This is a genomic window from Streptomyces sp. HB132 (genome assembly GCF_016909575.1).
GTDB lineage: Bacteria > Actinomycetota > Actinomycetes > Streptomycetales > Streptomycetaceae > Streptomyces.
Genome location: NZ_JAFBGA010000001.1, coordinates 347,626 through 368,509 on the forward strand (window position 1 = coordinate 347,626; position 20,884 = coordinate 368,509).

The following is a 20,884-nucleotide window of genomic DNA, read 5'->3' on the forward strand; positions in this document are numbered from 1 at the left end:
TTGTCGTAGGCGGCGCCTATGGTTGCCGGTGACGGGTGAAGACGGACGGACGGGCGCGACCATGAGTGTGACGACCGAGAGCGCTGCGCAGCAGACGCTGCACCGGGTGTTCGGGTACGAGGCGTTCCGCGGCGAGCAGGGCGCGGTGATCGAGCACGTCGTCGAGGGCGGCGACGCGGTCGTGCTGATGCCGACCGGCGGCGGCAAGTCCCTCTGCTACCAGATCCCCGCCCTGGTCAGGCAGGGGACCGGCGTCGTGATCTCCCCGCTGATCGCGCTCATGCAGGACCAGGTGGACGCCCTGCGCGCGCTCGGTGTCCGCGCCGGCTTCATGAACTCCACGCAGGACTTCGACGAGCGTCGCTCGATGGAGGCCCAGTTCGTCGCCGGTGAGCTCGACGTGCTGTATCTGGCCCCCGAGCGGCTGCGCCTCGATTCGACGCTCTCCCTGCTGGCCCGCGGCGAGATCTCGGTCTTCGCGATCGACGAGGCGCACTGTGTCGCCCAGTGGGGCCACGACTTCCGCCCCGACTACCTGGCCCTGTCCGTCCTTGGCGAGCGCTGGCCGGACGTACCGCGCATCGCGCTGACGGCCACGGCGACCGACGCCACGCACCGGGAGATCACCCAGCGGCTGGGCATGCCCGACGCCAGGCACTTCGTGGCCGGATTCGACCGCCCGAACATCCAGTACCGCGTCGTGCCGAAGTCCGACCCGAAGAAGCAGCTGCTCACCTTCCTGAAGGAGGAGCACGCGGGCGACGCGGGCATCGTCTACTGCCTCTCGCGCAATTCGGTGGAGAAGACCGCCGAGTACCTCTGCCGTAACGGCATCGAGGCCGTGCCGTACCACGCCGGTCTGGACGCCGGGACCCGCGCCGCCCACCAGTCGCGCTTCCTCCGCGAGGAGGGCCTGGTCGTCGTCGCGACCATCGCCTTCGGCATGGGCATCGACAAGCCCGACGTGCGCTTCGTCGCCCACCTCGACCTGCCCAAGTCCGTCGAGGGCTACTACCAGGAGACCGGCCGCGCGGGACGGGACGGGGAGCCCTCCACGGCCTGGATGGCCTACGGGCTCCAGGACGTCGTCCAGCAGCGCAAACTGATCCAGGGCGGCGAGGGCGACGAGGCGTTCCGACGCCGGGCGGCCTCGCACCTCGACTCGATGCTGGCGCTCTGTGAGACCGTCCGGTGCCGCCGCGCCCAGCTCCTGACGTACTTCGGCCAGGAGCCCGCCGAGAAGTCCTGCGGCAACTGCGACACCTGCCTCACCCCGCCCGAGACCTGGGACGGCACGGTGGCCGCCCAGAAGCTGCTGTCCACCATCGTCCGGCTGAAGCGGGAGCGGAACCAGAAGTTCGGGGCCGGCCAGGTCATCGACATCCTGCTGGGCCGCAAGACGGCGAAGACCATCCAGTTCGACCACGACCAGCTGTCGGTCTTCGGTATCGGCGAGGAGCTCGCCGAGGCGGAGTGGCGCGGTGTGGCACGCCAGTTGCTGGCCCAGGGGCTGCTGGCCGTGGAGGGCGAGTACGGCACGCTGGTGCTGACCGAGGAGAGCGGCTCCGTGCTCGGCCGGGAGCGGGAGGTCCTGCTCCGCAAGGAGCCGAAGCGTCCCACGGCCCGGTCCGGCGGGACGGGCGAGCGCAAGGCCAAGTCGGCCGCGGCGGTGGCCGACCTTCCGGCGGAGGCGGTCCCGGTCTTCGAGGCGCTGCGCGCCTGGCGCGGCGCCCAGGCCAAGGAGCTCGGCCTCCCGGCCTACGTGATCTTCCACGACGCGACCCTGCGGGAGATCGCCACCCTGCGACCCGGTTCCCTCGCGGAGCTGGGAGGCGTCAGCGGGCTCGGCGAGAAGAAGCTGGCGACGTACGGCGAGGGGGTCCTGGAAGTGCTGTCGGCGCTGGACGACTCGGGTCCCTCGGCCGTCGCACCGGCGACGTCCGCACCGGAGGCTTCGGCGGCCCCCGCACCCGCTCTGTCCCGGGCATCGGCACCGGAGCCGGCGACTCGGCCGGCTCCGCGGACTCCCGACCCGGATCCGGAGTTCGGCTGGGACGAGGAGCCCCCGGAGTTCGACTGAACCCAGGGTGGCCCGCCCGGCCGGTCCTACTCCGTGGGCGCCCGGCGGCGGGAGACGATCGCCGTCAGGTCGAGATCTACGGGAAAGGGTGTGGAGACCTTCATCCGGTCGTGGAAGATCCCGGTGGAGGTGTAGGCGCCGGTGGCGGGTTCCAGCTCGAAGACGTACACGACCGCCCGGCCGTCCTGGTTCTCCACTCGCCAGTAGTGCGGGATCCTGGCCCGCGCGTACTTCACGGGCTTGGTCTCCCGGTCCCGGGTGACGGACTCGTCCGACACGACCTCGACCGCCAGCAGCACGTTCTGTGCGGGGAACCGTGTCTGCCGCAGACTCTCGACGGCGTCCGCGTGTACCACGACGACATCAGGTTCCGGCCGATTCTGAAAATCGATATCGATGGTGAACTCCCGGACGACTTCCAGCACAGGCGGTGCCAGTGACTGCAGTTGCCAGTTGAAGAAGTCGACCGCCCGCGTGTGGAACAACGTCTGCGGACTCACGAAAACCAGACTCCCGTCGATCAGCTCCGTGTGCGGAGGCAGATTCGGGAGTGTGTCCAGGTCATCGGCGGTCCAGCCGCCCACGGGCGGGACCGCCCACCGCGGCTCGGGGGCCTCGGGTTCGATGCGCATCAGTGCTCCCATGGGGCGGAGTCTCGCGGGTGGGTCCAGCGTATCCGGCGAGAACATACCAAGGCCGCCCAAACGTGTGAGCGACTCACGCGTCGTTGACCATCACCCTGCCACGCTCCCCGAGCAGCAGTGCCTCGGGGAGCGTGGGCGCGGGGTTCGCTCACGACGAGGCGGTGATCCGCCCGGTGACCTCGCCGAGCCCGACCCGGGTGCCGTGCGGCCCGGGGGCCCAGGCGGTCAGGGTGACGGTGTCGCCGTCCTCCAGGAACGTCCGCTTGCCCTCGGCCAGGTCCAGCGGATCGCGGCCGTTCCAGGTCAGTTCGAGCAGGGAGCCGCGCTGCCCCGGCTCCGCGCCGCTGACGGTGCCCGATCCGTACAGGTCTCCCGTGCGCAGCGAGGCGCCGTTCACCGTCATCTGCGCCAGCTGCTGGGCGGCCGTCCAGTACATGGAGTCGAACGGCGGCTCGGAGACGGTCTGCCCGTTGATCTCCACGGAGATCCGGATGTCGAAGCCGCCCGGCTCCTCGTCGTCCGCGTCCTCCAGATACGGGAGCAGCTCGAGGTCCCGGGCGGGAGGTGCCGTGCGGGCCGCGTCCAGGGCCTCCAGCGGGGTGACCCACGCCGACACGGAAGTGGCGAAGGACTTGCCGAGGAACGGGCCCAGCGGCACGTACTCCCAGGCCTGGATGTCCCGCGCCGACCAGTCGTTGAGCAGGGAGAGCCCGAAGACGTGCTCACGGAAGTCCCCGAGCGATACGGGGGAGCCCTGCTCCGACGGCACGCCCACCACGAAGCCGACCTCTGCCTCGATGTCCAGCTTCACCGAGGGGCCGAAGACGGGGGCGGGGTCGGCCGGAGCCTTGCGCTGCCCCGATGGACGCACCACGTCCGTGCCGGAGACGACGACCGTGCCCGCACGCCCGTGGTAACCGATCGGCAGATGCTTCCAGTTGGGGGTGAGAGCCGCCCCGTCCGGGCGGAAGATCCGCCCCACGTTGGTCGCGTGGTGCTCGCTGGCGTAGAAGTCGACGTAGTCCGCCACCTCGTACGGCAGGTGCAGGGTCACCGAGTCGAGCGGGTACAGCAGTGGTTCCAGGTCCGGGCGGTGGGACGGGACCGTCACCCACGCCGTGAGTGCCCGGCGTACGTCCCGCCACGCGGTCCGCCCCGCCGCCAGCAGCGGCATCAGGCTCGGCTGGGCCAGCAGTCTGGCGTAGGGCGAACCCAGTGCGTGGGCCGCCGCTCCGGCGTCCAGCACATGTGTGCCCACACGGACTCCGACCCTTCGGTCCTCCGGGTGTCCGGGGGTGGAGAACACACCGTACGGAAGGTTGTGCGGACCGAAGGGATCGCCTTCGGCCAGGTCGAGCGGGCTGCTCTGCTCGGGCATCTGTCGCTGCCCCTTTCCAGTCGCTTGAGGAACACGTTACGTCGCCGTCGCCGGTCGGCGGCAGTGCCTCAAGTAGGCGTAATGCCCGGAAAGTTACGTGATAACCCTGCTCAGCCCGCCGTCCGCGGGATCCGTTTCTCCCAGGTCCGGTGAAAGACGACCTCGTCGCCGTCCTTGCACACCACCTCGTTGGACGTGATGAAGTCGTCGGCGTCCGAGCTGAGCTCCGAACGCGTCTCGACCCGTACGTCCCAGGACATCTCCGGCCGGTGCAGCCGGATCGTCCAGTCCGAACGGGCCCTGCCCGACAGCGGGTCGTCCTGCTGGATCGTGTACGTCTCCAGGGCGTCCTCGGTGAACTCCAGCCCGTCGGGATAGATCCGTGTGCCGCCGTAGCGCGGATCCACCTCCAGACGCCACTCGCCCTTGGCGACGTCGCGGACCACCAGGCGCTCCGGACGCTGCTCGTCGAACGTGGCCGGGTGGACGACGCCGAGCGGCTCCGCCTGCTCCGGTGCGCCGAAGGTGATGCCCGGGTCCTCGGTGTGCCGGCGCACCGGGAGCTCGACGAGGCTGCCCTCCGCCTCCAGCGTGAAGCCCGCCGAACCGGCCTGGGGCCAGATCCACGGCCAGTACGAGGAGGAGAGGGCGACCCTGATCCGGTGGCCGGGCGGGAAGGTGTGCCCGATGCCGTTCAGCTCGAAGTTCACGTATTCGGCCTCCCCGACGGGCCAGTCCTCCGCGCGGTCGCGCCCGTGACGGGTGGCCAGATTGAGGGCGCCGCGGGTCACCAGGGTGGAGGCACCGTCCGGGGCCACGTCGCAGAGCCGGGCGATCACCTGGCCGCGCGGTACGTCCATCCGGAGCAGGAGCGTCACCCGGGCGCGGCCGAGGATCTCGATCGGGGCGTCCTCGACGGGGAACTCGAAGCACACCGACTTGGCGTCCTCGTCCCGCTGGTCCGGCGGCAGGTCGGCGTCGTTGCCGAACGGGAAGAAGCGGCCCGCGTCGAGTCCCGTCTGCTGCGGCGACCGGACGATCTGCGCCCCGCCCCCCAGGGCGTACGTGACCGGGGCGACGTTCTCCGACGGCCAGGCCGCGTCGCCGACCCAGCGGCCCGGCAGCGTCTCGTAGACGGTGGCGGGGCGGTGCGAGCCGCTGATCCAGGACCGCAGCAGGGGCTCGTTCATCACCCCGGTGTCCTCGTCCTTGAGGTGCTGGTCCCACCAGCGCAGCGTCTCCTGGAGGAAGCCGATGGCCGGTCCCGGGGGGAGCCCGCGGTCCGGGTACTGGTGCGACCAGGGGCCGATCAGTCCGCGTACCTGCCCGGGGTCCAGATGCTCGACGAGCCTCAGGACCGTGTCGCGGTACGGGTCGTGCCAGCCGCCCACCGCCAGGACCTTCGCCCGGATCGCGCCGTAGTCCTCGCAGACGCTGCCGTGCTTCCAGTAGTCGTCGCGGGTCTGGTGCGCCAGCCACGTGTGGATGAACGGCTCCACCTTCTCGAGTCTCCGCAGCCACATGTCCCGCCAGTCGTCGCCGACGTCCGCCGGGTCCGGGGGACGCGAGACGAAAGCCAGCATGGTGGAGGCCCACGCGTGCATGTCCACGCCCAGGACGGAGCCGCCCATGTAGTGGACGTCGTTGTCGTAGCGGTCGTCGGCCGAGCAGACGGTCACGATCGCCTTCAGGGGCTCCGGCGCGAGCGCGGCGATCTGGAGCGAGTTGAAGCCGCCCCAGGAGATGCCGAACATGCCGACCCGGCCCGAGCACCACTCCTGCTGGGCCAGCCAGTGCACGACGGCGACCCCGTCGGCGAGCTCCGTCGCGTCGTACTCGTCACCCGGCATGCCCTCGCTGTTGCCGTGCCCCCGGACGTCCACGCGCACGGAGGCATAGCCATGGCCCGCGTACCAGGGGTGGCGCTGCCAGTCACGCGGCGCCGTCCAGTCGCTGAGCCGGTAGGGCAGGTACTCCAGCAGCGCGGGCACCGGCTCGTCGGTGACCGGCCGCCAGATCCTGGCGTACAGCTGCGTGCCGTCCGCGAGGGGGATGTAGAGGTCCTCGTGGGTGGTCTCGTACGGGAGATCGGTGCGGATGTGCATGGCTGTACCTCAGTGGACGGGGTGCATGGTGCGCCTGAGCCAGGGAGCGGCGGCGATGACGGCCACACCGGCCGCCACCGCGATGGCGCCATTGACACCGAAGTAGGCGGGGTTGGAGACCTCGCCGTAGAGCTTCACGATCTGTGCCTGGATGCCGTTGGCGAGGGCCAGGGACAGGAACCACAGCGCCATCGTCTGGCTGGCGAAGGCCTTGGGGGCGAGCTTCGTGGTGGCGGACATGCCGGAGGTCTCCAGCAGGATGTCCCCGAGGCCGAGCAGCAGATAGGAACCGACGATCCACCAGGCGGCCATCTTGTAGGTCTCGTCGGCGTGACCCGAGGTCGGCAGGACCATCAGGAGGAAGGACAGACCGCCGAGGATCACCCCGATGGCGATCTTGTTCGAGGCGTGCGGCTGGCGCGGGCCCATCCTGGCCCACACGGCGGCCACGACAGGGGCCAGCGCGACCTCGAAGGCACCCAGCGCGGAGGCGTACCAGCTCGCCGGGAAGTGGAAGCCGAAGATCTCCGCGCGGGCGTTCGTCGAGGCGAGCAGGATCATGGTCGAGTAGGCCTGGAACAGGATGAAGTTGAAGACGACGGAGGCCAGGAACAGCACGACGTACGGCCGGAGCCTGCCGCGTTCCTCCGCGGTGACCCGGGGGCTCCTGAACATCACGACGAAGTAGACGACGGGTGCGATCACCGAGACGAGGGTGAGCACGTCGACGAACCGGTCCATCGTGAGCCAGCCGGCCAGTGCCAGGGCCGTCGCCACCAGCGCGACCACCACGACGCCGGCCACGATCGTCAGCACGGCCCGGCGCATCGGCCCCGGGGCGAGCGCGTACTCCCCCGAGTGCTTTCGCCCGGCCAGGTGACGCCGGCCGGCGACGTACTGGATCAGACCGAGCGTCATACCGAACGCCGCGGCCGAGAAACCCCAGTGCCAGCTCGCGTGCTCACCCAGCCAGCCGGTGACCAGCGGGCCGGCGAAGGCCCCGATGTTGATGCCCATGTAGTACAGCGCGAAGCCGGCGTCGCGACGGTTGTCCTCGGTGCCGTAGAGCTTGCCGACCATCGAGGCCACATTGGGCTTGAGCAGGCCCGTGCCCGCGCTGATCAGACCGAGGCCCACCCAGGTCATGGTGGCCGTCGGCACCGCCATGGCGTAGTGGCCGCAGGCGATGAGGATGCCGCCGTACAGGACGGCGCGGTACGAACCGAGGATCCGGTCGGCCAGCCAGCCGCCCGCGACCGACACGAGATAGACGAGGGTGCCGTAGGCGGCGGACACCGAGGCGGCGGTGCCAGGGTCCATGCCCATGCCGCCGTCGGAGACCGTGTCGGCGAAGAAGAGGACCAGGATGGCCTGCATCCCGAGGAACGAGAAACGCTCCCAGACCTCCAGCCCGGACAGGGTCATCAGGCCCCGCGGCTGGCCGAAGAAGGCGTGATCGTCTCCGGGCGGCGGCTGGGCCGGTTCGGTACCGGTCGCGGTGTGGGACAAAACGACAACTCCTGATCGTATGAGCTGATGCCGAACATACCGGCGGTGGCGGGAAGGCGCCCACGGTGATCCAAAGGGGACCGGATACGCTGAGTTGATTGAGGACAGCGACACATCGACATTCCGTGTGATCGTCAGCAGACAGGAGATCCCCTCGTGACCGTCGTCGGGCCGTTCGGGCTGAGCGTGCGGGACCAGGCACTTGAGGCCGATGTCCAGGCCGGTTTGGCCGCTGTCGAGGCGGGGCTGCTGGCTGCCACCAAGAGCGAGGTCCCGTTCATCACGGAGGCCGCGCAGCATCTCGTCAGCGCGGGTGGCAAGCGTTTCCGGCCGCTCCTGGTGATGCTCGCATCCCAGTTCGGTGACCCCGATGCGCCGGGTGTGGTCCCCGCGGCCGTGGTCGTCGAGCTGACGCACCTGGCGACGCTGTACCACGACGACGTGATGGACGAGGCAGACGTACGCCGCGGGGTGGACAGCGCCAACACCCGCTGGGGCAACTCCGTCGCCGTACTGACGGGCGACTTCCTCTTCGCCCGTGCCTCGCACATCCTGGCCGACCTCGGGCCGGAGGCCGTCCGTATCCAGGCGGAGGCGTTCGAACGCCTGGTCACCGGTCAGATCCTCGAGACCGCGGGCCCGCGCGACGGCCGCGACCCCGTCGACCACTACATGGACGTCCTCGGTGGCAAGACCGGCTCGCTGGTCGCCGTGGCCGGCCGGTTCGGCGCCCTGATGGCGGGGGCCGACGAGTCGGTCGTCGACATCCTGACCCAGTACGGCGAGCGTCTCGGTATCGCCTTCCAGCTCGCCGACGACGTCCTGGACATCGCCTCCGACTCCCACGAGTCGGGCAAGACGCCGGGCACCGACCTGCGCGAGGGCATCCCCACCCTGCCGGTCCTCCACCTGCGCGCGCGGGCGGCGGCCGAAGGGCGTCCGGAGGACACGGCGCTCGTGGAACTGCTGGACGGCGACCTCGGTGACGACGCCCGGCTCGCGCAGGCGCTGCGCGGGCTGCGTGCCCACCCGGCACTCGAACAGGCGCGGCGCGACACCGTCCGCTACGCCCAGGAGGCACGCGCGGTGCTGGCACCGCTGCCCGAGTGCTACGCGAAGGCAGCACTCGAAGAACTGTGCGACGCCGTGGTGCACCGCGCGGGCTGACGCCACCACGTGCGGGACCGACCCGAGAACCTCGGCCGGCCCACACGTGCCCGGTGGACCCCTAAGGGCTCGCCGGGCCGCGCGGCACCGGGGTCATCCCGTAGAGGTACGCGCACTTGCTCCCGAGGGCTGACGCTTGACCCCGCCCGATTTGGTCAGATGGAGAACAACCACTCCTGACCACATCGGGTGAGAATGGCGGCGGGGAGTGGACGAGTGCAACGGGATGGCAGCCGCCGACCACGGAGGTAGAGCACACATGGCACCGAACGACAGCGCAGAGACCAACGGCGAGGCCACGGGCACTGTCGTGGGCCGTCGGAAGGCGGCGCGCTACATCGTCCCGTTCGCGGTGGCGGGAGTGGCGGCGGCGACGATCGGGCTCGTCCCGGCGCTCGCTGACTCCGGCGACCCGGAGCTGCCGGACATCACGGCGCAGGAACTCATCGAGAAGATCGCCGCGTCGGACCAGGAGCAGCTGTCTGGCACGGTGAAGGTCAGCACCGACCTCGGCATCCCGTCGCTCGGCGGGCTGGCGGGCTCGTTCGCACCGGGCGGCAAGCAGGGGGAGTCGAGCGCGTCCCCCGACGCCAAGCTGATGGAGCTCGCGTCCGGTACGCACACGCTCCGGGTCGCGGCCGACGGGCCCGACAAGCAGCGCCTGTCGATCCTCGGCGAGGGCTCGGAGTACAGCCTCGTCCACAACGGGGATGACGTCTGGGGCTACGACAGCGAGAGCAACGAGGTCTACCACGCCGAGTCCGACGGGAAGGAGCGTGCGGGCGGCAAGGCCGGCGAGCACAAGACGCCGAAGGGGATGCCGGGCACTCCCAAGGAGCTCGCCGAGGAGGCGCTCGCCGCGGCGGGTGACACCACGTCCGTCACCGTCGACGGCACGGCGCAGGTGGCGGGGCGCGACGCCTACAAGCTCCTGATCAAGCCGAAGCAGTCCGGTTCGACGATCGGCTCCGTCACGGTGGCGGTCGACGCCTCGACCGGCGTACCGCTGAAGTTCACCCTGGCCCCGAGCAGCGGCGGCAAGGCCGCGGTCGACGCCGGCTTCACGTCGGTCGACTTCACGAAGCCCGACGCCTCCTCCTTCTCCTTCACCCCGCCCAAGGGCGCGAAGGTCACCGAGGCCGACGAGCTGCAGGCCGAGGCGGAGAAGAAGGGTTCGGCGGACAAGGCGCGGAAGGACCTGGGCGCGCTGGAGGACTTCAAGGGCCTCAACGTCATCGGCAAGGGCTGGAACGCCGTCGCCGCCATCGAGCTCCCCGGCGGGGCGGCGATGCCGGCCCAGGGCTCCGGCGACGTACCCGCGCAGGCGCAGCAGTTCCTCGACGCGCTCGGCGACAAGGTCAGCGGTGACTTCGGCTCGGGCACGGTCTTCAGGACGCGCCTGGTCAACGCGCTGCTCACGGACGACGGCAAGGTCTACGTCGGCGCGGTCACCGAGGACGCGCTGGTGAAGGCGGCCGACGCCGCCGAGTAGGACGCACGCCGTACACCCCGCCCCGTCGTACGCTCCGTACGGCGGGGCGGCTCGTCCTGCGAGGCGGGGCGGCGGCCACAGGGCGTACGACACGGGCGCCGGACGCGGCGGGACGGACCGGGAGCGGGCATGACCGACACAGCGGCCGCTACGGCGGACACCGGGCCGGACGCGGGGCCGGACTCCGGCAGCGTGATCGTGACGCGCGGGCTCACCAAGCGTTACCGGGGCGGGCAGTCGGCCGTGGACGGACTCGACCTCGCCGTTCCCTCCGGAAGCGTCTTCGGCTTCCTCGGGCCCAACGGCTCGGGCAAGACCACCACGATCCGGATGCTCATGGGGCTCATCGCCCCCACCTCCGGCACCGCACACGTCCTGGGCCGCCCCATGCCGGCCGCATCCCGCAGCGTGCTTCCGCAGGTGGGCGCGCTCATCGAAGGGCCCGCGCTGTACGGGTTCCTGACGGGCCGCGGCAATCTCGTACGCTTCGACTCCGCCGACCCGGCGGCCGATCCGCGTACCCGGCGCACGCGCGTGGAGAACGCCCTGGAGCGGGTCGGACTCGGCGCCGCGGCCGGCAAGAAGGCCAGGACGTACTCACTCGGGATGAAACAACGCCTCGGGCTGGCCGCGGCCCTCCTCCAGCCGCGCAGACTGCTCGTGCTGGACGAACCGACCAACGGCCTCGACCCGCAGGGCATGCGCGAGATCCGTTCCCTGGTCCGGGAGCTGGCGGCGGAGGGAACCACCGTCTTCCTCTCGTCCCACCTGCTCGACGAGATCGAACAGGTCTGCACCCACGCGGCGGTCATGGCCCGCGGCAGGCTCCTGGTGCAGGGGCCCGTCGCCGCACTCGCCGCGGGCGCCCGCGGCCGGCTCACCGTCACCACCCCCGACCCGGTCGACGCCGCCCGCATCCTGGCGGAACACGGGGCGACGGGCCTCGTGACCGACGGGGACCGGGTGAGCGCCGACGCGCCACCGGGCGGGGTGGAGCCGGCGGACCTCAACGCCGCCCTCGTGCGCGGCGGCGTACGCGTACGCGCCTTCGGCATCGAACGGGCCTCGCTCGAGGACGCCTTCGTCGCACTCACCGGAGAGGGATTCGATGTCGCAGGCTGAACTCACGGCGGTACCCGCACCCCGCACCCCGCTCCGTGCGCTGTGGGCGTTCGGCATCCTCCGCTCCGAACTGGCCACCACGCTCCGCCGGTGGCGCACTCTCGCCCTGCTCGGGGTGCTGGCGGCCGTGCCCGTCCTGATCGGGATCGCCGTCCGGATCGAGACCGGCGACGGCTCGCGGGGCGGGCCCGACGGCGGTGGAGGCCCGGCCTTCCTCTCCCAGGTCACCGGCAACGGGCTGTTCCTGGTCTTCGCGGCGTTCTCCGCGACGCTCCCCGTCTTCCTCCCGATGGCCGTCGGTGTCGTCGCGGGCGATTCGGTCGCGGGCGAGGCGAGCGGCGGCACCCTGCGCTACCTGCTGGTCGCACCGGCGGGCCGCACCCGGCTGCTGCTCGCGAAGTACGCCTCCGTGCTGGTGTTCTGCCTGGTCGCCACCCTGGTCGTTGCGGCGTCCGCGCTCGCGACCGGGGCGCTGCTCTTTCCCGTCGGTGAGGTCACGACGATCTCGGGGACCCGGATCGGCTTCGGCGAAGGACTTCTGCGGGCCGGACTGATCGCGGTCGCCGTGGCGGTGTCCCTCATCGGTTTCGCCGCGCTGGGCCTCTTCGTCTCGACGCTCACCGACAGCGGGATCGCGGCGATGGCGGCCACGGTCGGGGTGCTGATCACCGTGCAGATCCTGGATACGATGCCCCAGCTCGACGGGATCCACCCGTATCTCTTCCCGCACTACTGGCTGTCCTTCACGGACCTCTTGCGCGATCCGGTGTACTGGGACGAGATGACCAGGAATCTGGGTCTGCAGGCGCTGTACGCGGCGGTGTTCGGCTCCGCTGCCTGGGCGCGCTTCACGACGAAGGACGTCAGCGTCTGAGCGAGGAGGGCACGGGCCGCCCGTACCGTCGGCCGGTCGAGCCGTCCCCCGATCGGCTCGTCGCGGCACGAACGGCACGAACGGTGTGCTCCACGGAACGTCACGACACGGTACGTTCCGTTTCCAGCCTGGTCATTGTTCGACTTCTGGCGACGACCTGTCAACAAGCGGTGGGCGTAATCCCCCTATGCTCACCGAATGATCACATCGCCGAGTTCCCTGCGCCGCAGCGAGAGGTCACGACGGGCGACGCTGGACGCCGCCCTGGAGCTGTGCACGGAGAAGGGGTACGGCCGGGTCACCATCGAGGCCATCGCGGCGCGCGCCGGGGTGAGCAAGAAGACGATCTACCGCTGGTGGCCGTCGAAGGGCGCGGTGATGCTGGAGGCGTTCACCGAGGTGTTCGTCGGCGCCACACCGTTCGTCGACACCGGTGACATCGCAGCCGATCTGCGGACGCACATCAACGGTGCGGTGAAGATGGTCTCCACCCCGCCCTACGGCCCCGCATACGCCGGCATCCTGTCGGAGATGCACCACGACGACGACCTCGCGCGTGCGGTCCTGGAGCAGCTGGTCGGCCCCCGTTTCGAGGCCGCCGTGGGGCGCCTGCGCGGCGCCCAGGAACAGGGGCAGGTACCGGCGGGCGCGGACCTGCCGCTCGCGGTGGAGATGCTCTACGGCCCGGTGTACTACCGCCATGTGCTGCGTACGCCGGCCCAGGACGAGGCGACGGTCGCCGCGCTCGTGTCCCACGTCCTGCGGTCCCTGGCAGGGGCCGGGGACGCCGCTCCGGCAGGCACCCCGGGCGAGGTCCCCGCCCAGGGCGACGCCGCCGCCCGGAGCTGAGGTCCGCTCCGGCGGGCACCCGGCCGAGGCGTCCTCCGGTCGCCGGGGGCGCGTGGTCTCAGGGGAAGAGCCGGTCCAGGACCACCGCGACACCGTCCGCCTCGTTCGAGAGGGTGATCTCGTCCGCCGCCGCCCGCAGCTCGGCGTGCGCGCCCGCCATCGCCACCCGGTGGCCCGCCAGGCGGAACATCGGCAGGTCGTTGGGCATGTCGCCGAACGCCACGGCCCCGGCGAGGTCCCGCCCCAGCAGGCCGGCGGCCAGCGAGATCCCGGTGCCCTTGTCCACGCCGTACGGCGCCAGCTCCACCGTTCCCGGGCCGGCCATCGTGACGGACGCCAGATCGGCCACCGCTCCGCGGGCGGCGGCGGCCAGTTCGTCGTCCGTCAGCTCGGGGTGGCGTATCAGGACCTTGATGACCGGCTCCGCCCACAGCTCCGAGCGGCGCCCGGCCCGCTGAGCGGGGAGCGAGGGGTGCGGCATGCGGTAACCCGGCTCGATCAGCGTCACACCGTCCGCGCCGTCCTGGTCCACCGCGGCGAAGACCTGCCCCACCTCGGCCTCTATCTTGCCGAGCGCGGTGTCGGCCAGCTCCCGGTCCAGCGTCACCGAGCTCAGCATCCTGGCCGACCCCGCGTCGTACACCTGCGCGCCCTGCCCGCAGACCGCGAGGCCGTCGTAGCCGAGGTCCGCGATCAGGGCGCGGATGCCGGGCACGGGGCGGCCCGTGACGATCAGGTGCCGCGCCCCGGCCGAAGCGGCGCGGGCGAGGGCGGCCCGGGAGCGGGAACTCACGGTGTCGTCGGAACGCAGCAGCGTCCCGTCCAGATCCGTGGCGACCAGGGTGTAAGCGGCGGGTGGCGTGAACATGAGCTCAGCCTAGAGAGATCGCTCTCCGGCCGTACGTCGCTGACCTGCGAGGACGGGCAGTTCCCGTCAGTGCACGCAGAATTCGTTGCCCTCCGGGTCCAGCAGCACCTGCCACGACCCCCCGGGCTCGTCGACGCTCCGCAGCACACTCGCGCCCAGTCCCACCAGCCGTTCCACCTCGGTCTCGCGCTGCCCGGGGGCCGAGTGGACGTCCAGGTGGAGGCGGTTCTTCACCGTCTTGGGCTCCGGCACGCGCTGGAAGAGCAGCCGTCGCCCGAGCCCGGTCCCGCTCTTCTCCTCGTACGGATCATCCGGATGCCGCACCGCGGCGAGATCGCGCCAGGCGCGGTGGCCGTGCGGCTCGACCGTCGCAGCCTCGGTCACCGCTCCCACGCCGAGCAGCTCCTCGATCAGGGCGCTGTTGTCCTCGACGAGGTAGCCGAGGGCCTCGGCCCAGAAGTCGGCCTGGGCGTGCGGGTCGCCGGCATCGATGACGAGCTTCCAGTGCAGAGTCATGGACACCGTTCATAGTGGTTACCCGACGGATCCGGCAACGGGCACGCCGGAACCGGCGTCGATTCCCGGCTCGCCGGGGCGTGGCCGCCGTGGCCGTAGGCCCCGGAACTCATCGTGACGGACAGGCGGTGCACGCGTGGCCGCCGAGCGCCCCCAGCAGTTCCCCGGCCGCCGCGCGCACCGCGGGGTCGCCGTCCCCGGCCAGCCGCTCGGCGGTCGCCCGGCCGGCCTGGACCGCCAGATGCGCGTCCCTCGTCCACTCCGGGTGGCGGGCGTGGCCGTGGGCGAGGATCGTCCCCAGCAGGGCGAGCACCCCCACGCGGTCCTTCACCGTCTCCACGGCGGCGAGTTCCCACAGGAAGGGCACCGTGGCGGCCGTCGCGTCGAACACGGCCAGGGAGCCGATCCACCGCCCCAGGTCGCTCAGCGCGTCATCGGCCGACTCGCTGTCGCCCCAGGCGATCCGGGACAGCATCCCGGGGACCTGGGAAGCGGACCCCTGGGCATGTCGCAGCTCATGCCACCGCACGTGCCTCATGTCCTTCAGGACGGTCCCCATGCGCGCACTCAATCAGCCTTTGCGAGTGCCGTCCACCATGTCTGCCCCCTACTCCCCGGTCCGGCTCGCGCGCTCTCCGCCGCTCGTCCGGAAGCCGCCGCACGGCGTCGCCCGGCCGAAGGACGGCCCGGTCACCCCTTCACCGCGGGGGTCTCCATGTCCGGTGCCGAAGCGGAGGCCGTCGCGATGGGTGCCACGTCCTCGGCGGCCCGTACGGCCAGACGCAGGGCCTCGGCCCTGGTGCGCCGTGCCGTCCGCAGGGCGTCCCAGGTCAGCAGCACCAGTGCCACCCAGACCAGGGCGAAGCCGGCCCATCGCTCGGGGGGCATGGCCTCATGGAAGTACAGGATGCCGAGGGCGAACTGGAACACCGGTGCCAGGTACTGCAGCAGGCCCAGGACGGACAGCGGCACCCGGATCGCGGCGGCGCCGAAACAGACGAGCGGGATCGCGGTGACGAGCCCCGTCGAGGCGAGCAGGGCTCCGTGCCCCGCGCCCTCGGCGAAGAACGTCGCGTCGCCGCTCACCCCGAGCCACAGCAGGAAGCCGAGTGCGGGCACGAACAGCACCGCGGTCTCGGCGGCCAGGGACTCCAGGCCGCCCATGTCGACCTTCTTCTTCAGCAGGCCGTACGTCGCGAACGAGAACGCCAGCACCAGCGAGACCCACGGAGGCTGCCCGTATCCGATCGCCAGCACGAGCACGGCAGCGAAGCCGGTCGCCACGGCCGTCCACTGCACCGGCCGCAGCCGCTCACCGAGCAGCAGGACGCCCATGGCGATCGTGACCAGCGGATTGATGAAGTAGCCGAGCGACGCCTCGACGACGTGACCGTTGTTGACGGACCAGATGTAGAGGCCCCAGTTGACCGAGATCACGGTCGCGGCCGTCGCGATCAGCGACAGCCGCCGGGGCTGACGCATCAGCTCGCCGATCCACGCCCAGCGGCGCAGGAACAGCATGGCGATGCCGACGGCACCCAGCGACCACACCATCCGGTGAGCGAGGATCTCCACCGCACCCGACGGTTCCAGCAGAGGCCAGAAGAGCGGGACGAGGCCCCACATCCCGTACGCGCCGATGCCGTACAGCAGGCCTGCCCGCTGTTCGTTCTTCCCCTTCACGGGCCCTCCCGGCGCTCCTGCGTCGGCGACGGGCCGACTGCACGACGGTAGCGCCGGAAGTGCCTCCGTGTCATTGCCGTCTCACGGAAACGGTCGTGACAGCGCGAGGGGCGCCCCTCAGGCGGCGGCCACCGCGGCGGCGACCGTCTCGGACGCCGGGGTCGTCGGCCGGCCGATCAGACGGGCCAGGTCACCGCTCGTCCCCGCGAGCAGGCCGCGCCCGATCGCCTCGTCCACGTCGACGAGGATCTCGGCGAACGGAGCCGGCACCCCTGCCTTCACGAGGATCTCCTGGTGCACGGAGGCGGGTACCTCCGTGTAGGTGATGTCCTTGCCGCTGGCGGCGGCGACCATGGCCGCGTACTCGGCCAGCGACCAGGCGACGTCACCGCTCAGCTCGTACACCGCGCCGAGGTGTCCCTCGCCCGTCAGTACGGCCGCGGCCGCGCCGGCGTAGTCGGCCCGGGTGGCGGAGGCGACCCGCCCCTCGCCCGCGTTGGCGACGACGGCGCCGTGCTCCAGGACCGGGCCCAGGTTCGCCGTGTAGTTCTCGGTGTACCAGCCGTTGCGCAGGAAGGTGTACGGGACCCCGGAGTCGAGGATCAGCTGCTCGGTCGCCTTGTGCTCGGCTGCCAGCAGGAAGTCGGCGTCGGGGCCGCCCAGCACGCCGGTGTACGCGAGCTGCGCCACGCCGGCGGCCTTCGCCGCCTCGATCACGGCGGTGTGCTGCGCGATCCGCTTCCCGACCTCGCTGCCCGAGATCAGCAGTACGCGGTCGCCGGACCGGAAGGCGCCGGCGAGGGTCTCGGGACGGTCGTAGTCCGCGATTCGGATCTCGACACCCCGGGCGGCGAGGGCCGCGGCCTTCCGCTCGTCGCGGACGACGGCGGCGACGGCCTCCGCCGGAACCGTGGCGAGCAGCCGCTCGACGACGAGACGGCCGAGTTCGCCGGTTGCTCCGGTGACGACGATGCTCATGGGTTTCCTCCTGTGTGCCCGGACCTGGTCGCCCGGCGGGTGCGCGGATCCTCTGATGCGGACTCTTGTCACTCACCCTAGAGCGTGCGCTTTCTAAAAGAAAGTACCCACTTTGAAGTAAGGTACTGCCATGAGCGTAAGTCCCGTCGGAGTCCCGAGCGTCAACCAGCCGATGTGCCCCTCCCGGCTGGTCCTGGAGCACGTCACCAGCCGCTGGGGGGTGCTGGTGCTCGCCGCACTGCTCGAGCGTTCGTACCGTTTCGGTGAACTGCGCCGCACGGTGGGCGGTGTCAGCGAGAAGATGCTGGCGCAGACCCTCCAGACGCTGGAGCGGGACGGCTTCGTGCACCGGGACGCCAAGCCCGTGATCCCGCCGAGGGTGGACTACTCGCTGACCCCGCTGGGGAGGGAGGCCGCCGAGCAGGTCTGGGGCCTGGCCCGGTGGACTGAACGGCGGCTGGAAGCGGTGGAGCGTGCCCGCGAGACATACGACGGGGCCCGGAGCCTGTCGGCTCCGGGCCCCGGTGGACAGGGGTGACGGCGCGGTCAGCCGACCACGGTCCACGTGTCGTTACCGGTCAGCAGGGTGCTGAGATCACCCTTGCCGTGCCGCTCCACCGCCGTGTCGAGCTGGTCGGACATGAGCGCGTCGTAGACGGGGCGTTCCACGCTCCGCAGGACGCCGATCGGCGTGTGGTGCAGGGTGTCCGCGTCGGCCAGCCGGGACAGCGCGAACGCGGTCGTGGGGCTGGGGTTGTGGGCGTCGTGGACGAGGATCCGCGACTGGTTCTCCTCGGTGACCGCCACGACGCTCAGGTCACCGGTGAGCGTGTCGCGGACGACCCCCTTGGAGTCCTCGGCGCCGAAGCGGATGGGCTTGCCGTGCTCGAGGCGGATGACCGCCTCCTCCGCCCGCTCCTTGTCCTTGAGCACCTCGAAGGCGCCGTCGTTGAAGATGTTGCAGTTCTGGTAGATCTCCACGAGCGCGGTGCCCGGGTGGTCGGCGGCCGCGCGCAGCACGCTCGTGAGGTGCTTCCGGTCGGAGTCGACCGTCCTCGCCACGAACGTCGCCTCCGCGCCCAGGGCCAGGGAGACGGGGTTGAAGGGGGCGTCGAGTGACCCCATCGGCGTCGACTTGGTGATCTTGCCGACCTCGGAGGTGGGGCTGTACTGCCCCTTGGTGAGTCCGTAGATCCGGTTGTTGAACAGCAGGATCTTGAGGTTGACGTTGCGGCGCAGGGCGTGGATGAGGTGGTTCCCGCCGATGGACAGCGCGTCGCCGTCACCGGTGACGACCCAGACGGACAGGTCGCGCCGGGAGGTGGCCAGACCCGTCGCGATGGAGGGCGCGCGGCCGTGGATGGAGTGCATCCCGTAGGTGTTCATGTAGTACGGGAAGCGGGACGAGCAACCGATGCCGGAGACGAACGTGATGTTCTCCCTGGCCAGCCCCAGCTCGGGCATGAACCCCTGGACGGCGGCCAGGACCGCGTAGTCGCCGCAGCCCGGGCACCAGCGCACCTCCTGGTCGGACTTGAAGTCCTTCATGGACTGCTTGCCCTCGGCCTTGGGGACCAGTTGGAGGAGTTCGTTGGCGTCAGGCATCAATGGCCTCCTTGAGGGCTGTGGCGAGCTGCTCGGCCTTGAAGGGCATTCCGTTGACCTGGGTGTAACTCTGCGCGTCCACGAGGTACTTGGCCCTCAGCAGCAGGGAGAGCTGCCCCAGGTTCATCTCCGGGACGACGACGTTGTCGTAACGCCTGAGCACCTCACCGAGATTCCGCGGGAACGGGTTGAGGTGGCGCAGATGTGCCTGTGCGATGATCTCGCCGGCGGCGCGGAGCCGGCGCACCGCCGCCGTGATCGGCCCGTACGTCGAACCCCAGCCCAGCACCAGGGTCCTCGCACCGGCCGGGTCGTCGACCTCCAGGTCGGGGACCTCGATGCCGTCGATCTTGGCCTGACGGGTGCGGACCATGAAGTCGTGGTTGGCCGGATCGTAGGAGATGTTCCCCGTGCCGTCCTGCTTCTCGATCCCGCCGATCCGGTGCTCCAGGCCCGGGGTGCCCGGTACGGCCCAGGGGCGGGCCAAGGTCTCCGGGTCCCGCTTGTAGGGCCAGAACACCTCGGTGCCGTCCGCGAGTTCGTGGTTCGGCCCGGTCGCGAACCGCGTCCGCAGGTCCGGGAGGCTGTCGACCTCGGGGATCCGCCACGGTTCGGAGCCGTTCGCCAGATACCCGTCCGAGAGCAGGAACACCGGAGTCCGGTAGGTCAGCGCGATCCGGGCGGCGTCCAGCGCCGCGTCGAAACAGTCCGCCGGGGTCCTGGGCGCCACGATAGGTACGGGTGCCTCACCGTTGCGCCCGTACATGGCCTGAAGCAGATCGGCCTGCTCCGTCTTGGTCGGCAGGCCGGTGGAGGGGCCGCCGCGCTGGATGTCGATGATCAGCAGCGGCAGCTCCAGCGACACCGCCAGACCGATCGTCTCCGACTTCAGTGCCACACCCGGGCCCGACGTGGTCGTCACACCCAGGGACCCCCCGAACGACGCGCCGAGCGCCGCCCCGATGCCGGCGATCTCGTCCTCCGCCTGGAACGTCCGCACGCCGAAGTTCTTGTGCTTGCTGAGTTCGTGCAGGATGTCGGATGCGGGAGTGATCGGATACGAGCCGAGATAGACCGGCAGGTCCGCCTGCCGGCCCGCCGCCACCAGCCCGTACGACAATGCAAGATTCCCCGAGATATTGCGGTACGTGCCCGTCGGGAAGGCCTTCGACGCCGGTGCCACCTCGTACGAGACAGCGAAGTCCTCGGTCGTCTCACCGAAATTCCAGCCCGCGCGGAACGCGGCCACGTTCGCCTCGGCGATGGCCGGCTTCTTCGCGAACTTCGACCGGAGGAATGCCTCCGTCCCCTCGGTCGGACGGTTGTACATCCATGACAACAGCCCGAGCGCGAACATATTCTTCGACCGCTCGGCCTCCTTGCGGGAAAGCCCGAACTCCTTCAAAGCCTCGATCGTCAACGTCGTCAACGGCACGGGATGCACGTTGTAGGCCTCGAGCGAACCGTCCTCGAGAGGGGATTCGGCGTAACCGACTTTCGCCATCGGACGCTTCGTGAACTCATCCGTGTTCACAATGATGTCGGCCCCGCGAGGTACATCGGCGATATTCGCCTTCAGTGCGGCGGGATTCATCGCGACCAGCACGTTCGGTGCGTCGCCGGGGGTCAGGATGTCGTGGTCCGCGAAATGCAGCTGGAACGACGACACGCCCGGCAGCGTCCCGGCGGGCGCCCGGATCTCGGCCGGGAAGTTCGGGAGCGTCGACAGGTCGTTCCCGAACGACGCCGTCTCGGACGTGAACCGGTCACCCGTCAACTGCATGCCGTCGCCCGAGTCACCCGCGAAACGGATGATCACTCGGTCCAGGCGGCGGATTTCCTTCTCGGTGGCACCCGTGCGATCAATGAGCGGGGCTCGCTGCTCCCCGACGACAGTCTCATCGGACTTTCCGGCTGGGCTACTGACCTGGCTGGTCACTGAACTGGACCTCCCTCGGGGCGGCGGCTCGGGACCGGCCGACCCGCCGGCGGTCCAGGCCCCACCCTACTTCTG

General features: G+C 70.6%; 18 protein-coding genes. 7 read left to right on the forward strand and 11 right to left on the reverse strand.

Annotation, left to right across the window (positions count from 1 at the left end):
* Positions 1-61: 61 nt before the first annotated feature.
* Positions 62-2,080: a DNA helicase RecQ gene (recQ, locus tag JOC24_RS01730; RefSeq protein WP_205018292.1), complete on the forward strand. Its 2,019-nt coding sequence runs from the start codon at positions 62-64 to the stop codon at positions 2,078-2,080.
* A 26-nt stretch (positions 2,081-2,106) separates the two neighbouring features.
* Here recQ and JOC24_RS01735 read toward each other — a convergent pair whose 3' ends face one another.
* The 4 genes from JOC24_RS01735 to JOC24_RS01750 form a co-directional block, all read right to left on the reverse strand.
* Complete coding sequence (locus JOC24_RS01735; RefSeq protein ID WP_205018742.1) at positions 2,107-2,712, reverse strand: Uma2 family endonuclease; 606 nt, start codon at positions 2,710-2,712, stop codon at positions 2,107-2,109.
* A gap of 160 nt (positions 2,713-2,872) precedes the next feature.
* Positions 2,873-4,102 (reverse strand): fumarylacetoacetase, encoded by a 1,230-nt coding sequence (fahA, locus tag JOC24_RS01740; protein ID WP_205018293.1) that lies wholly within the window; start codon positions 4,100-4,102, stop codon positions 2,873-2,875.
* Positions 4,103-4,212: 110 nt separating this feature from the next.
* The gene (locus JOC24_RS01745) at positions 4,213-6,207 is read right to left on the reverse strand and encodes a CocE/NonD family hydrolase (RefSeq protein WP_205018294.1); all 1,995 of its coding nucleotides are present in this window, start codon (positions 6,205-6,207) and stop codon (positions 4,213-4,215) included.
* A gap of 9 nt (positions 6,208-6,216) precedes the next feature.
* The gene (locus tag JOC24_RS01750; RefSeq protein ID WP_205018295.1) at positions 6,217-7,716 is read right to left on the reverse strand and encodes a peptide MFS transporter; all 1,500 of its coding nucleotides are present in this window, start codon (positions 7,714-7,716) and stop codon (positions 6,217-6,219) included.
* Between the two features lie 156 nt (positions 7,717-7,872).
* Here JOC24_RS01750 and JOC24_RS01755 point away from each other — a divergent pair, with 156 nt between their 5' ends.
* The 5 genes from JOC24_RS01755 (at position 7,873) to JOC24_RS01775 (ending at position 13,220) form a co-directional block, all read left to right on the forward strand.
* Positions 7,873-8,883: a polyprenyl synthetase family protein gene (locus JOC24_RS01755; protein WP_205018296.1), complete on the forward strand. Its 1,011-nt coding sequence runs from the start codon at positions 7,873-7,875 to the stop codon at positions 8,881-8,883.
* Between the two features lie 259 nt (positions 8,884-9,142).
* A complete protein-coding gene (locus JOC24_RS01760) occupies positions 9,143-10,375 on the forward strand; it encodes a LolA family protein (protein WP_205018297.1) in 1,233 nt (410 codons plus the stop codon).
* Between the two features lie 129 nt (positions 10,376-10,504).
* Positions 10,505-11,497 (forward strand): ABC transporter ATP-binding protein, encoded by a 993-nt coding sequence (locus tag JOC24_RS01765; RefSeq protein WP_205018298.1) that lies wholly within the window; start codon positions 10,505-10,507, stop codon positions 11,495-11,497.
* Positions 11,484-12,371, forward strand: coding sequence for an ABC transporter permease (locus JOC24_RS01770; protein WP_205018299.1), 888 nt, complete (start codon positions 11,484-11,486; stop codon positions 12,369-12,371). The genes JOC24_RS01765 and JOC24_RS01770 overlap by 14 nt, the downstream gene beginning before the upstream one ends.
* A 198-nt stretch (positions 12,372-12,569) precedes the next feature.
* Entirely contained in the window at positions 12,570-13,220 is a 651-nt protein-coding gene (locus JOC24_RS01775) for a TetR/AcrR family transcriptional regulator (protein WP_205018300.1), read from the forward strand.
* A gap of 58 nt (positions 13,221-13,278) precedes the next feature.
* Here JOC24_RS01775 and JOC24_RS01780 read toward each other — a convergent pair whose 3' ends face one another.
* The 5 genes from JOC24_RS01780 to JOC24_RS01800 all read right to left on the reverse strand — a co-directional run bounded on the left by JOC24_RS01780 (position 13,279) and on the right by JOC24_RS01800 (position 17,265).
* Positions 13,279-14,088, reverse strand: a complete 810-nt coding sequence (locus JOC24_RS01780) for an HAD family hydrolase (protein WP_205018301.1) — start codon at positions 14,086-14,088, stop codon at positions 13,279-13,281.
* Between the two features lie 66 nt (positions 14,089-14,154).
* On the reverse strand, positions 14,155-14,604 hold the full coding sequence (locus JOC24_RS01785) for a VOC family protein (RefSeq protein ID WP_205018302.1): 450 nt from the start codon (positions 14,602-14,604) through the stop codon (positions 14,155-14,157).
* Between the two features lie 109 nt (positions 14,605-14,713).
* Positions 14,714-15,163, reverse strand: a complete 450-nt coding sequence (locus JOC24_RS01790) for a hypothetical protein (protein ID WP_205018303.1) — start codon at positions 15,161-15,163, stop codon at positions 14,714-14,716.
* A gap of 131 nt (positions 15,164-15,294) precedes the next feature.
* Positions 15,295-16,287, reverse strand: a complete 993-nt coding sequence (gene rarD, locus JOC24_RS01795) for an EamA family transporter RarD (protein WP_205018304.1) — start codon at positions 16,285-16,287, stop codon at positions 15,295-15,297.
* Between the two features lie 117 nt (positions 16,288-16,404).
* A complete protein-coding gene (locus tag JOC24_RS01800; RefSeq protein ID WP_205018305.1) occupies positions 16,405-17,265 on the reverse strand; it encodes an SDR family oxidoreductase in 861 nt (286 codons plus the stop codon).
* A gap of 130 nt (positions 17,266-17,395) precedes the next feature.
* Here JOC24_RS01800 and JOC24_RS01805 point away from each other — a divergent pair, with 130 nt between their 5' ends.
* A complete protein-coding gene (locus tag JOC24_RS01805) occupies positions 17,396-17,803 on the forward strand; it encodes a winged helix-turn-helix transcriptional regulator (protein ID WP_205018306.1) in 408 nt (135 codons plus the stop codon).
* 8 nt (positions 17,804-17,811) lie between these two features.
* Here the strand turns inward: JOC24_RS01805 and JOC24_RS01810 are convergent, their stop codons facing one another.
* Together JOC24_RS01810 and JOC24_RS01815 are read right to left on the reverse strand one after the other, a co-directional pair.
* The gene (locus tag JOC24_RS01810; protein WP_205018307.1) at positions 17,812-18,870 is read right to left on the reverse strand and encodes a 2-oxoacid:ferredoxin oxidoreductase subunit beta; all 1,059 of its coding nucleotides are present in this window, start codon (positions 18,868-18,870) and stop codon (positions 17,812-17,814) included.
* Positions 18,863-20,809 (reverse strand): 2-oxoacid:acceptor oxidoreductase subunit alpha, encoded by a 1,947-nt coding sequence (locus JOC24_RS01815; RefSeq protein WP_205018308.1) that lies wholly within the window; start codon positions 20,807-20,809, stop codon positions 18,863-18,865. The genes JOC24_RS01810 and JOC24_RS01815 overlap by 8 nt, the downstream gene beginning before the upstream one ends.
* Positions 20,810-20,884 lie beyond the last annotated feature (75 nt).